Origin of the sequence: Luteibaculum oceani (assembly GCF_007995015.1) — a bacterium.
Taxonomy (GTDB): Bacteria; Bacteroidota; Bacteroidia; order Flavobacteriales_D; family Luteibaculaceae; genus Luteibaculum; species Luteibaculum oceani.
The window spans coordinates 1-14,092 of record NZ_VORB01000015.1 but is presented as its reverse complement, the minus strand read 5'-3'; the positions used below and the strand labels follow the sequence as shown (position 1 = coordinate 14,092).

Genomic DNA, 14,092 nt, shown 5'->3' with positions numbered 1-14,092 from the left:
CGAAGAAGCTAGCACTAATAGCAGTAGCCAATAAGCTCATAAAACAGAGCTTTGGAGTGATAAAGAATGATCTAGTTTACGATCCGAATTATGTGAGCAGAAGAGCAGCTTAAAAATATAGTTTTTTACTTGTTTTTTAGCTTAGTTCTATGTTGTGGGTAGTGTTCTTTTATTTTTTCTATGAATTCCCTTTTCTGTCTGCCTATTTTTAAGTTAGATAAGTAAAAGTCCCCACTTCCTATTAACCAAAATACTTTGTCAACTGCATATGAGGTGGTGTCATTAGCCTTGGCAATCCGATCAATTACTTTCAGGGTCTGAAAGTCAAGTTTTGTTGTTGATTTTTCGTTTTGATCGACTAAGTTTAAAGCTTTGAAAATTTCCTTTAAATGAACATCAGGTTTACCATAGTCACAAAAGCCTAATTCTTTTAAAAAATCACAAGCTAGAGGAAAACCAATGCCTGATATTTCATAGCTAATCAAAAGAGGTAATGCTGGTTTTGCCCTGTTATCTTCAGAAAAGAAGTCAGTCCATTTATAGAAATCATCTACATCCTTAAACGAACATAAAAAATGGGCCGCATCAATAATCGATTGGCAATACTGTGGCCAAATACTCCGAGTAGCTCTCCTAATCTGTCCACTTGGTTTCAATTCTTTTATTATTGCGTCAAGAAGCCTGTCCCTGTCAGATTTTTTAAAAACTTGTGCAACTTTAGTTGGGTCAAAATCAAAAAGAACTTTTCCTAAATTTTCAAGACCATTCATAGATCCACCTATAACCTTCGAACTCATTTGTTTATTTTGAGCCGATTCACATAATCGATAGTAAACTATCTTTAAATCCCTTGGCTTGATGTGTTCTGACTCTAAATGTCTATTCAAAATCTCATCATTGACATTGGCGAATGTCCTTAAAAAATCATAGGCAAATTGATATAGTTCTTTATCGGTCATTTTTTACATTAACCACAACATATGAGCAACACCAGGTTGCTGATAGTGGTTTTTGTTTTTGTATACCGAAAAGTAAAGAAAACCCCCGAAAAAACTAGATTCTGGAGATATGAAATAGGAAAATGTGATGATATATTTTGCAAAAGAAAATGTGATGATATTTATTTTCGGACCAATACAATCCCTATTTCGACCACAAAACTGACTTTAATTTTACTCCAAACTTATTACCAAATCGTCGGCCATTACCATGGCTCCATCACTTAAATGAACTTGTTTTACCTTGCCCGCTGCGGTGGCACTTACCGTGCTTTCCATTTTCATAGCTTCCAATACAAATAGGGGTTGGTTTTTCTTTACCTCATCTCCTGGTTTTACTAATAGTTGAGATAATTTGCCTTGCAATGGAGCGCCTATTTGTTTCGGGTCATTAGGGTCTACTTTAACATTGCTTGCTACTTCTACCTTTAGCTTTTTATCTAGTATTTGTAAACTTCTAGTTTGCCCGTTTAGCTTAAAGAAAACGGTACGGAAACCCATTTCATTAGCTTTAGATACCGATTGTAACTCTATAATTACGGTTTTTCCAGGAGCAATGTCCATTATGGTTTCTTCGCCCTCCTTTAACCCGTAAAAGAAATTCTTAGTGGGAAGGTTGGCAAGGTTGCCGTAGCGTTTAAAATTTTCAACCGCATCTTTAAATACTTTTGGGTATAGCTTATAGGATAAGAAATCTTCCATTTCCAAATCGCGCGGAAATCCCTTTTGGAATGTTTTTATGAACTCTGCGTATTCACTTCCAAAATCAACAGGTTGGAGATGCTCATTGGGTCGGTCGGTATATGGTTTTTCATTTCGAAGTATTATGCTTTGTAACTTTTCGGGAAACCCACCGTGAGGCTGCCCTAAATCTCCTCTAAAGAATCCCTTTACCGATGCAGGAAAAGACAGGTTTTCTCCTTTTTCGTAAATATCCTCCTCACTTAAATTGTTCGACACCATAAACAGGGCCATATCGCCAACCACTTTAGAGCTTGGCGTAACCTTAACAATATCGCCAAACATCTTATTTACGGTGGCATAGGTTTTTTTAACTTCCTCAAATCGGTCGCCTAAGCCCAAGGCAATGGCCTGAGGTTTTAAATTCGAGTATTGTCCGCCCGGAATTTCGTGTTCATAAACCTCTGCCGTACCCGATTTTAAATCCGATTCAAAAGGGTAGTAATAGGTTCTTACTTTCTCCCAATAAACCGATGCTTCGTTTAGTTTTTTCAGATTCAATGGGTTTTCTCTTTCATGTCCCTGCATCATGGCAGCAACCGCATTAAAGTTGGGTTGTGAGGTCATTCCCGATAATCCACCCAAGGCAACATCCACAATATCCACCCCAGCTGCAATGGCATTTTGGTAAGTGGTAGTTTGTAAGGAAGAGGTGTCGTGGGTATGCAAGTGTATGGGTAGTTTAGATACCGATTGAATGGTGGAAATAAGCTCACCAACCGCTTGAGGTTTCAGCAATCCAGCCATGTCTTTTATGGCAATGATCTGAGCTCCTGCATTTTCTAGATCGCGGGTTAATTGCTTGTAGTAGGCTAAATTATACTTGGTTTTATTGGGATTAGAAATGTCGCCGGTGTAGCTTATGGCTGCTTCGGCTATTCCATGAGTTTTAGTTCTAATGGCTTTTAAACTGGGCTCCATGGCCTTTACCCAATTCAAAGAATCGAATACCCTAAAAAGGTCTATGCCGTTTTCTGCGGCATGGATAATAAATTTTTCAATTAAATTATCAGGATATGCAGTGTATCCCACCGCATTGGATCCTCGTAAGAGCATTTGCAGTAGGATGTTTGGAACGGCAGCTCTTATATCTCTTAACCTGCGCCATGGGTTCTCATGTAGAAAGCGCAGACAAACGTCGAAGGTTGCGCCTCCCCACACTTCTATGCTGAACACTTCGGGGTGATTTTTGGCATAGCTTTCGGCGGTTTTTAGCATGTCGTAGCTCCTAACTCTGGTGGCGAGAAGCGATTGGTGCGCGTCTCTAAAGGTGGTGTCGGTATATTGTATTTTGTTTTCCTGCTTTAACCACGCGCAAAAGGCATCGGAGCCCAGTTCATCCAATTTGTTTTTGGTTCCGATAGGATAGGGGGCATGCTTTTCGAAACTGGGAACTACAGGCTTTTCGAAACGTGCGTTTTCGTCAATTTTTTTTACATCGGGATGTCCATTTACAATAACATCTCCCAGGTAGGTGAGTACTTTGGTAGCTCGGTCTTGTGCTACCCGGTAACTAAATAAATCAGGATTATCTGCAATAAAGTTTACAGTGGCCTTGCCTTCTTTAAATGTGGGGTGGTTAATGAGGTTTTGTAAGAACTGTATATTGGTTTTAACCCCTCTAATTCTAAATTCTTGGAGCGCCCGGGTCATCCTTCTTGTAGCGCCATCTAAAGATCTTCCATGAGCAGAAATCTTTACTAGCATAGAGTCGAAAAAGGGAGATATTTTCACTCCTTGGTATAAAGAACCTGCATCCAGCCTAATTCCAAATCCAGCTGCAGATCGGTAGGTGGTTATTATTCCGTAGTCGGGTTGGAAATTGTTTTCTGGATCCTCCGTGGTAATACGGCATTGCAGAGCAAATCCGTTTACTTTAATCGCTTCCTGGTTGGGTATTTTTATTTGGGTATCGCTTAGTTTGTATCCGCCCGCAATAAAGATCTGGGCTTTCACCAAATCTATACCCGTTACCATTTCGGTTACAGTGTGCTCTACCTGTATGCGCGGGTTAACCTCTATAAAGTATACTTTCTGGTCTTTGTCTACTAAAAACTCAACGGTACCGGCGTTGTTGTAGCCTACGTGTTGCGCAATTTTTAATGCCGATTCGTACAATTCTTGTCTAACGCTTTCTTTTAAACCTAAGCTGGGAGCTACCTCTACAACTTTTTGGTAACGTCGTTGTACCGAACAATCTCGCTCAAAAAGATGTACGATATTACCATGTCGGTCTCCTAATATTTGTACCTCGAGGTGTTTGGGTTCCTCTATAAATTTTTCTAGGAAAACGGTTCCGTCGCCAAAGGCATTTTTTGCCTCTCGTGTAGCTTCCTTGTAGGCTTGTTCGAGTTGTTGCTCATTTCGCACAACGCGCATTCCTCTTCCACCGCCTCCTGCGGCGGCTTTTAACATAAGCGGAAATCCTATTCGTTGGCCCTCTTCAAGTGCCTTTTCTACGCTATTTAGTTCTGTTAGGGAGGATTCTATAATGGTAACCCCGCAAGTTTTTGCAATCTTTTTAGCAGCGATTTTATCGCCAAGGGCATCCATAATTTCTGGGTCTGGCCCAATAAAAATAATGTCGTTTTCTGCACAACGTCTCGCGAATTCGGCATTTTCGGAAAGGAAACCGTAGCCCGGATGTATGGCGTCGGCCTGAGTCTTTTTTGCAACCCTAATTATTTCATCAATATCTAAATAGGGCTTAAGTGGATCGTCATCTTCTCCAATTTGATAAGATTCGTCGGCCTTGTATCGGTGTTGAGAATAGCGATCCTCATAGGTATATATTCCTACGGTTTTTAAATTTAATTCAACGCAAGCGCGCCCAATTCTAATGGCTATTTCTCCACGGTTGGCTACAAGTACCTTCTTAATTTTCATGGTGTTAAGATAAAAGTCGATTCGATGTTAGCGAATATTCGCAAATTATCTTGTGCTTTGCAAGTGTCTTACATTTTTTATGACGACAATTAGCTGCAAAAAAAAATCCTCAACCAATTGGCCGAGGATTTTTAATGAAAGGTATAAGATGCTGTTTAAATAATAGCTCCGTCTTTGTCGATTTCAACTACGTCAAATCCAAGCTTATTAATTCCTTCCCAAACGGTTTTTTTGTCTCCAACAATAACCATGATCATTTTTTCTGTTGGAAGGTGTTTTTTAGCCAACTCGTGAATTTCTTCTGCGCTGATGTTTTGAAGAATTTCACTTTGAGTTTTTACGTATCCAGGTTCCAGGTTATAATCTAAAATTCTTCTTAAGAATCCAGCTTTTTGGAACGGAGTTTCGTAATCTAAAGCTTCGCTTTGGGTAAGACTCTTCTTAACAAACGCCAGCTCTTCATCAGTAATTCCAGATTCTGCGTAGGTGTTTATTTCGTACAAGAATTCGTAAAGCGAGCTGTCGGTAGCTTCTTTCTTTACTCCAGCGTATGCTAAAAATCCACCTGGCTCTTTTCCGGCTCTAAAGAAAGATCTTGCCCCATAGGTATAACCTTTATCCTCTCTTAGGTTAATATTAATTCTAGAATTAAAGTTTCCACCCAATTGGTAGTTCATGATGGTGGCCTTGTAGTACTCACCAGTTGGATCGTAGGTAAGGTCGTTCATGTATCCAATTCTGATTTCAGATTGGGCGGCTCCTTCTTTATTCATGAAATAGATTTTACCTGGCTCAGCACCTGCTAATTCTGGTTGCTTCGGCCATTCGTACGCTTCTCCAGTCCATTCTTTCAAGAAGTCTAGTTTAGGTAGAATTTCGTCTTTACTAAGGTTTCCAACTACAACTAGTTTAGCACCTTTAGGACTGAAATATCTATTGTAGTATGCTTTAACATCTTCTAGGGTCATTGCGCTCACAGACGCTTTGGTACCAGCACTTGGAACGGCCTTAATGTGGTTTTCGCCGTAGCTTAATCTTGCATAGGCATCTGACGCAAGCTGCGATGCTTGGTTTTCTCTGTTTGCAATGGCTTCTAAGGCTTGTTTTTTAAGTCTGGCAAAATCTTCTTCCTTAAAGGCTGGCATAAGAATTACTTCCTTCGCTAGTTCAAGGGTTTTATCTAAGTTTTTGGTAAGGGTGCTAATGTTAACGGTAATGTTTTCTGCACCAGAGCTAACACTAACCCTAGATCCTAACTTCTCTAACTCCTCGCTCATTTGCTCGGCGCTAAAGTTTTTGGTTCCTTCATTCATCATTCCAGCCATTAGCGAAGAAATTCCAGCTTTGGCAATGGTCTCATTTCTATGTCCTGCAGGAAGGGTGATTTGAATAGAAACGGTTGGAACTTCGTCAGTCTCTGTACCAATTCCTTTAATGCCGTTATCCATTTCAACCGTCCAAAATTCTGGAACTTGTACAAAAGGAGCTGGTCCTGGCTCTGGTTTAACCGAACGATCGAAGTTATCAACTGGCTTCTGGTAGCTAAGAGAATCGTAGTTGTTTAAGACAGTTTCGTCGGTTCTACCAATGGTAGGAGTGTAGTTATCTTCTGCAGCGATTAAATTCAATTGTCCTTCTGGAACGTAGCTTACGATAACAGCAGGCTTACCTTTTATGTACTCGTTGTAAACTCTTAATACATCCTCCTTAGTAACGTTCATGTAACGCGCTATATCTTCTTTAATGTAGTTGGCGTTTCCTGTAAAGGTTTGGAAAGATGCTAGCATAGATCCTTTACCGCGAACGGAAGACAATCTTTGGATGGTGCTCGCTTCGAAAGATGCCTTGTAACGCTGAAGATCTTCATCGGTTACTCCGCGCTCTTCGAATTTATCTATCGCAGCACGCAGTTGTGTTTCGGTGTCTTTTAGGTTGGTTCCTGGGAAAGCAACTAGAGTGAAACTCATGTTACCAGCAAGTTCAGAACATGGGTTAGAAACCGATGCCTGTAGGTATTTTCCACTTTTTACAAACTCCTGATAGAAAATAGAAGTTTTTCCACCACCTAAAATGTCTGAAAGAATATCTAAAGCCGCCTCATCCTTATGTCTGTTAGCAACTGTTGGGAAATTCATTTGTAGTAGCGGGAAACGAATCTTGTCTTCGTGAGAGATGTAACGGTCTGCATCTAATTTAGCAGGCATTTCTGGCATATCCTCTACCTCTGGGCCTCTATTAATGGGGCCGAAGTATTTTTTAGCCAATTCCATTACCTGATCAGCGCTTACATCTCCAGCAACAGTTAAGGTGGCGTTGTTAGGACCGTACCATCTTAAAAAGAAATCTTTAAGGTCGTCTAAAGTCGCTTCGTTAAGCTCGTTGATATATCCAATGGTAGGCCAAGAATATGGGTGGCCATGCGGGAAAAGTGCTTGGTTAGCGATTTCGCCCAACATACCATAGGGGCGGTTGTCGTAATTCTGACCTCTTTCGTTTTTAACGGTAGCTCTTTGAATTTCGAATTTCTCTTGAGTAACAGCATCGAGAAGCCATCCCATACGGTCCGCCTCCAACCAAAGTGCAATTTCCAATTGGTTAGCAGGAAGTGTTTCAAAATAGTTGGTTCTATCTCTGTTGGTAGTACCGTTAAGGGTTCCACCAGCTTCAGTAACTGTTTTAAAATGCTCTTCATCGGCAACGTGGTCCGATCCTTGGAACATCATGTGCTCGAAAAAGTGTGCAAAACCACTTCTTCCTATTTCTTCTCTTGCAGATCCTACATGGTAAGTAACATCTACATGTACAACGGGGTCTGAATTATCTTCGTGAACAAGTACGGTAAGACCGTTGTCCAGTTCAAACTTTTTGTAAGGAATAACGATTTCGTCACCTTGCTTCTTCACTTCTTCTATCATCGTGTAACCTTCCATCTTTTTATTGCCTTCACAATTCCAAAGTAGTAGGGGGGCGAGCATAAGGCTCAAATACTTCAATTTCATGTTCATGAATTTTGTTCTGCGGCGTGAAGATAATCACAACCTTGGAAAATAGAGGCTTGGTGCTAATTATTGTGATGAGCGGATTGATGAAAACAGATTCAGTTTTGTCTGGACTTTATTAAGAGCTGGATTTCCCCTAAAAGCTTTATCCAACCCATTTTTAAATTAAGAAGGGGCTTCTATGATTTATGTATAAAAAATGGCCATTTTCTTTGATTTAAGTCAAGTAGATGCACACCCTCCCCCTAGTAATTTGTTAAATTATAGCATGAAGTGGTTATTATCCATTGCCATCCTTTTATCCAGTTGTTTTTTATTTGGGCAATCCGAGTGGAAACTTCGTGGTTCTGCAGAGTTTCAGAGCGATTTATATTCTTTTAAATCCAATTCCTCCGAGTTAAATGGTAGACGCCCCGATGCACTGAACCGATTCATTTTCAATTCGCATTTAAGTAATGGAAAGGGCTGGGAAATTCCGGCATTTTTGATTCTTCCTTTTAATCAAACCACCACCTTATATCCTCAGCAAGCCAATAGTAACTACTTATACGACCCAGCCAATATTATTCGCATTTCTCCAAGGTATAAATGGATGCAACTGCATTTAGGGCGGATATTTCCGCAGTTTTCGGAGCTTACTATCGGAAACATTGGGGTGTTTGGATATCATGTTTCCTTGCGTCCCGGAAAATTTGTTCTAGAATATGCCTCCGGAGTTTCGCAGCAAGAGATCTTACCCGACTCTACCCTTAATTTCTTTGGTTTATACAAGAGAAAAATTTCCGCTTTAAAATTAGGGGTGGGCGATGAATATGCTAATTTTTTCCACCTTAATGTAAGTCGATCCGAAGATGTGGTGGGGAATTTAACTCGACTGGAAAGTAGTCCAACCCCAGAGCAGGGCTTAACCATTGCACCAAGCTTTGGTTTTAAACTATTCAAAAAGGCGCATTGGAAAAACGAAGTCGCATTGGGAATTTATACCAGAAACAGCCTCGATGAGGATAGTTTTAATGATGATATAAAAATCCCTGAAGATCTAATAGTTATAAACAGTACTTCTACGGTAGATTTTGCAGCAAGTAGTGCGTTAAGAATAGAGGGTAAAACGCAAAGCTTGGCTTTAAGGGCAAAGTATATTGGACCTGGGTTTAGAGCGCTAGGCTATCCTTTTTTGCAATCAGATAGAATGGATTTCACCATTAACCCTAGCTTTAGGTGGTGGGATAACAAGGTTATTTTTAATGGTTCGTATGGATACCGAATTAATAATTTACTTGAAACCAAAGCTGTTAAAACAACTCAGGCTCTTGTTTCAACCAACCTTTTCGCTCAAATCAATAGTCAATTTTCCCTTGGTCTGTCCTTTTCCAATTTCGGAATCGAGTCCGACCTCAGCTCAGATAGCTTGAAAATTAGGAATATCAGTAATACCATATCTATTAATCCCAGCTATTTATTCAATACCAAGAAATGGCAATACCAAATTTCTGCGGGTTACTCTATAAACGCTTTCGAAGAGTATAACGCCGTCTCAGCTTCAACCCAAACCCAAGCAAATACCAGTGGACAACTTATGTGGTTTGGTGGGGCAAAAGGGAGTGATTTTTCCTATGATTTGGGACTGACCTATTTCAAAAATAACCACCAGATGGCGGGTATTGAGATGTTTGGGTACCAGCTTGGGGCGGGATATAAATTTTTAGAGCGCAAACTGCGTATCAATGCCAGCGTAAATCCGTTAATATCAAACAGGGTAGGATTTAGCAAGGACAATAGATTGGGCGCCAAAATAAAGGCAGACTACCGCCTAGACAAGATTAAAACAAGATTGAAATTATCCGTTTCTAGAAATAATTATGAGTATGGTTCGGTCAGAGCCGGTGTTTATTTCACCGAGTGGCTATACCGAATTTCATTGGCAAAAACTTTTTAAACCCCCAGTTATGAAAAACGTAATACTTCTTTTAACCATTCTGATCTCCAGCTGCCTCATGGGGCAGATTAATGTAACCATTATACCTAATCCACCAAGTGATTTAAGTGCTTGGGAAGATGGAATGTCTCCAGTAACCGTTACCGTAAATAATAGTGGTCCTGAATTTGAGGCCAGGTTTTATGGTGAAATAAAAAAGGATGGAGAGTTAAAGGCAAAAACCAATAGTGCCACTCCAATTCTAACGATAGAGCGCGGCATGAATACTTTTATGGTGGAGGATGTTGTGCCATATGAGGCAGTGGAATTAATAGGGGTAAATACCAAGCGTATTGCTCGTACGGGGAAATTGCCGGCAGGAAGTTATATGTTATGCATTGGATTGCGCTCGAGCACAGGGCAACCATCTCAAGGGTTTAGTGATAAATGTGTTCCTTTCTTTTTAACCTCTTTTCAGCCGCCTATAGCCATTTCGCCAGTAGATGGGATGCAATTACAGGGTAATCAACGTCCCACTTTCAACTGGACCCCGGTTACACCAGCTCCCAAAGGGTTCAGAGTAAACTACAACCTAAAAGTATACGAAGTATTGAAGGGGCAAAATGCTATTCAGGCTATTCGTTCTAACCGCCCAATTATTGATGAAGAAACCAATGGAGTAACTCAGTACTGGCCCGTAGAATGGGATTTACCGGAAGAAGGGGGAGACTATGTATGGCAGGTTCAAGCTTTAGATCAAGATGGTAATCCTTTTGGAGAACAAATGGGCTTATCAGAACCCCAGGTATTTAAATTAGGGCCTGCTGGGGGCGGTGGAAACAAAATAGCCGATGGACAGGAGTGGACCCAATGTGCGGCTTTTACCTGTTCTATCAAGGGGGTTAGTTTGGCTATTTATGTTCCCTGGGATGCAAGTACCACGGGTTCAACAACCTATAAAGTTGTGGCATATACTGTAAACATTAAGTATTACGCTACTGCAGATCAGGTATTAAATGAGTTTGGCACTACAGGTGCACCCGAGGTGGATGATTGGATAGGTTACATTCCCAGTGGATACGCAACGACCTATTGCGACAAAAATGGCTTTCCCATTGTTGATCAGGTAGTGTATGAGGTAACTAAACCCAATCCAAACAATTACAACGGAAATACCAACGAACTGCATGCTTCGGGAGTGTGTTTCGATTATGATTCCTACACGAATTTGGCGAACCATTACAATTTATATAACAACAGCTATTTAGATGTTCCCACATCTTGTTCCGAAGGTTGTCTTCAGGGAGGGAGCAATCCCAATGGTGGTGGAACGGGAACAGGAGGTCCTACCAATGCTGCAAACCAAGAAATTGATGATATAACATTGGATCCAATAGATGAGGATGGAGGAGTAAAACCAGGAGGAGGATTAAATGGCTATGAACCCGCTCCAGCAGTTATTGTTGACCCAACAGATATCATTTTTGTTCATGGGGACGGTGATAATTTCAAACCGTACATCAATAAAGGAGAAATACCTCGTGCTAAAGACTTTTGCTTCTGTTGGGATGGATCATACTGTGAGGGGCAGCCCAACTGTAATTGTTGCCCAAAACGGGAAGTTAAAACGGTGGTGAATACCAAGGCCAACGTTTGTGACTGTCCTGTAAAAGAAGGTAGTACAAGGTCGGTATTAACTGGGGTGGATTGTAAAACCGCTTGTAAATCGTTTAAAAAGTATAGTAAAGTAAAGGATATCCGATCTGGTCAATCGTCAGGTAAAAGGTAACGGAAAGCAATAATAAAAAAGGGTGAGTCCGGCGGGCTCACCCTTTTTTGATTGGGATATTAAAACTTATCCAAGTTCATGACTTTATTCCATGCGGCACAGAAATCCTGTACAAATTTATTTTCGGCGTCATCACATGCGTATACCTCTGCAATGGTTCGAAGTTCGGAGTTGGAGCCAAAAATCAAATCTACGCGGCTGGCTCTGCATCGGCTACCTGTTTTGGGATGAAGCGCGGTAAAATACTCTTCGTCTTCACCTTCTGCTTTCCACTGGTATCCGGGAGTTAAAAGGTTTTTAAAAAAGTCGTTGGTCAGTTGCCCTTTTCTATCGGTGAAAATTCCCGTTTCGGAATCGTCCCAGTTTGCACCAAGAGCTCGCATACCTCCGACTAGAACTGTAAGTTCTTTTGGGGTTAAGGTAAGTAGTTGGGCCTTGTCAATTAGTAGATCCTCAGATTTAACCTTGATTCCCTCTACTTTATAGTTTCTAAATCCATCGGCTAAGGGGCGCATGTATTCAAATGATTCAAAATCGGTATGTTCTTCAGTTGCATCGTTGCGCCAAGCTTCATATGGAATGGTGATCTCATGTCCAGCTCCTTTTGCAGCTTGTTCAATAGCTGTATTTCCAGCTAAAACAATTAAGTCTGCCAAGGATATACTTTTACCACGTTCATTGGCATTAAACTTATTTTGGATTTTCTCAAGCTCCGTAAGGGTTTTCTTTAGTTGTATAGGGTTGTTTACCTCCCATTCCGCTTGGGGTTTTAAACGTATACGGGCACCGTTTACTCCGCCTCTTTTGTCGGAATCTCGATAGGTTGATGCCGCGGCCCAAGCTGTCTTTACCAAGGTCGATAGTGAAAGTCCACTTGAAAGGATTTCTGATTTTAAAAGTTGAAGGTCTCCTTCGCTTAAGTCTACTTTTTTCGAGTTGGGAATAGGATCTTGCCATATAAGGTCCTCTTGCGGTACTTCTGGGCCTAAATAACGTTGCTTGGGGCCCATATCTCTGTGCGTGAGTTTAAACCAGGCTCTCGCAAAAGCATCTTCAAACTCTTCTGGGTGTTCCAAAAAACGCTTGGATATTTTCTCATAAGCAGGATCGAAGCGGAGCGATAAGTCTGTGGTTAGCATAAAGGGTGCATGCTTAAGGCTAGGGTCGTGAGCATCGGGAATCGTTCCTTCTCCAGCTCCATTTTTAGGTTTCCATTGATGTGCCCCGGCAGGACTCTTGGTTAATTCCCAGTCGTAATTAAATAGATTTTCAAAGTATTTATGGCTCCATTGGGTTGGAGTGTCAGTCCACGCGCCTTCCAAACCACTTGTGATGGTGTCCTTGCCCTTACCCGTTCCATAACTGTTTTTCCAACCGAGACTTTGTTCTTCAATTGATGCGCCTGCAGGTTCTCGACCTACATGTTTTTCTGGGTCTGCAGCACCGTGGGTTTTCCCAAAAGTATGTCCTCCAGCAATTAAAGCCACCGTCTCCTCGTCGTCCATGGCCATCCTCTTAAAAGTTTCCCTAATGTCTCTTGCAGCCGCTACGGGGTCTGGGTTTCCGTTCGGACCTTCGGGGTTTACGTAAATTAATCCCATTTGAACGGCTCCAAGGGGCTGTTCAAGTTCTCGGTCCCCGGTATATCTTTTATCTCCAAGCCATTCAGATTCGGAGCCCCAGTAAACGTCCTTTTCGGGTTCCCAGATATCTTCTCTACCTCCTGCAAATCCGTAGGTTTTAAAGCCCATAGATTCTAAAGCAACATTACCAGCGAGTATCATTAAGTCGGCCCAGGAAATACTTTGTCCATACTTCTGCTTTATGGGCCAGAGTAAGAGTCTTGCCTTATCTAAATTGGCGTTGTCGGGCCAAGAGTTTAAGGGAGCAAATCGCTGCGAACCTGTTCCCGATCCACCACGTCCATCGGTAATTCTGTAGGTTCCTGCACTATGCCAGGCCATGCGAATGAAAAAGGGACCGTAATGACCATAATCTGCAGGCCACCAATCTTGAGAGTCCGTCATGAGTTGACGTAGGTCGGCCTTTAAGCCTTCGTAGTCCAACTTTGAAAAAGCTTTGGGGTAATTAAATTCTGGATCTAGGGGATTAGATTTACTGGAATGTTGTCGTAGCAGGTCAAGATTGAGTTGGTTGGGCCACCAGTCTTGATTTTGGGTTCCTCTTCCGGCTGTATGTTCCATTGTTCCATGGTGGAAGGGGCATTTCCCGCCAGAGTTTGCTGTATAACTTTTCGATTGATTTTCCATAGATGTGTTTTAAGGGATACTAAAGTAGTTCTAGGTTATATATAAGTAAAATTGATTGTTTTTATTTAAGTATAAGATATATTGATTCTTTAGTATTTGTATTCTGGCCAAGAAGTTAATCCTTAATGATTTAACTGAAAAATTGAAGTATGAAATTTAAGGGTTCTTGGCTTTTTGAGAGGGGTTATAATAGCCTAGAAGGGAATTAAGCCTTGGCAGTCCTAAGGGGTTATAAGTAATCTATTTTCTAAGCATTATGAAAGAAAGGGATTAGCTAACACAGATCCAGGTTTAGCCTAGAAGGGAATAGGACTTGGCAGTCCTAAGGGGTTATAAGTAATCTATTTTCTAAGCATTATGAAAGAAAGGGATTAGCTAACACAGATCCAGGTTTAGCCTAGAAGGGAATAGGACTTGGCAGTCCTAAGGGGTTATAAGTAATCTATTTTCTAAGCATTATGAAAGAAAGGGATTAGCTAACACAGATCCAGGTT

General features: G+C 41.2%; 6 protein-coding genes and 1 pseudogene. 3 read left to right on the top strand and 4 right to left on the bottom strand.

What is annotated here, in order from left to right; genetic code table 11:
* Window positions 1-113, top strand: a pseudogene (locus tag FRX97_RS12520) (IS110 family transposase); the annotation flags it as partial.
* A gap of 12 nt (window positions 114-125) precedes the next feature.
* Here FRX97_RS12520 and FRX97_RS12005 read toward each other — a convergent pair.
* From FRX97_RS12005 to FRX97_RS11995, 3 genes are all read right to left on the bottom strand, one after another.
* The gene (locus FRX97_RS12005; protein ID WP_147015468.1) at window positions 126-959 is read right to left on the bottom strand and encodes a hypothetical protein; all 834 of its coding nucleotides are present in this window, start codon (window positions 957-959) and stop codon (window positions 126-128) included.
* Between the two features lie 213 nt (window positions 960-1,172).
* Window positions 1,173-4,625 (bottom strand): pyruvate carboxylase, encoded by a 3,453-nt coding sequence (locus FRX97_RS12000; protein WP_147015467.1) that lies wholly within the window; start codon window positions 4,623-4,625, stop codon window positions 1,173-1,175.
* Window positions 4,626-4,780: 155 nt separating this feature from the next.
* Window positions 4,781-7,624 carry a M16 family metallopeptidase gene (locus FRX97_RS11995; RefSeq protein WP_223266628.1) on the bottom strand — a complete coding sequence of 948 codons (2,844 nt, stop codon included), beginning with the start codon at window positions 7,622-7,624 and terminating at the stop codon, window positions 4,781-4,783.
* 268 nt (window positions 7,625-7,892) lie between these two features.
* Between FRX97_RS11995 and FRX97_RS11990 the strand changes: the two genes are divergently transcribed.
* On the top strand, window positions 7,893-9,560 hold the full coding sequence (locus FRX97_RS11990) for a porin family protein (protein WP_147015465.1): 1,668 nt from the start codon (window positions 7,893-7,895) through the stop codon (window positions 9,558-9,560).
* A gap of 10 nt (window positions 9,561-9,570) precedes the next feature.
* Window positions 9,571-11,328, top strand: coding sequence for a hypothetical protein (locus FRX97_RS11985; protein WP_147015464.1), 1,758 nt, complete (start codon window positions 9,571-9,573; stop codon window positions 11,326-11,328).
* Window positions 11,329-11,387: 59 nt separating this feature from the next.
* On the opposite strand, the gene katG is transcribed toward FRX97_RS11985, so the two are convergent.
* Entirely contained in the window at window positions 11,388-13,598 is a 2,211-nt protein-coding gene (gene katG / locus FRX97_RS11980; RefSeq protein ID WP_147015463.1) for a catalase/peroxidase HPI, read from the bottom strand.
* Window positions 13,599-14,092 lie beyond the last annotated feature (494 nt).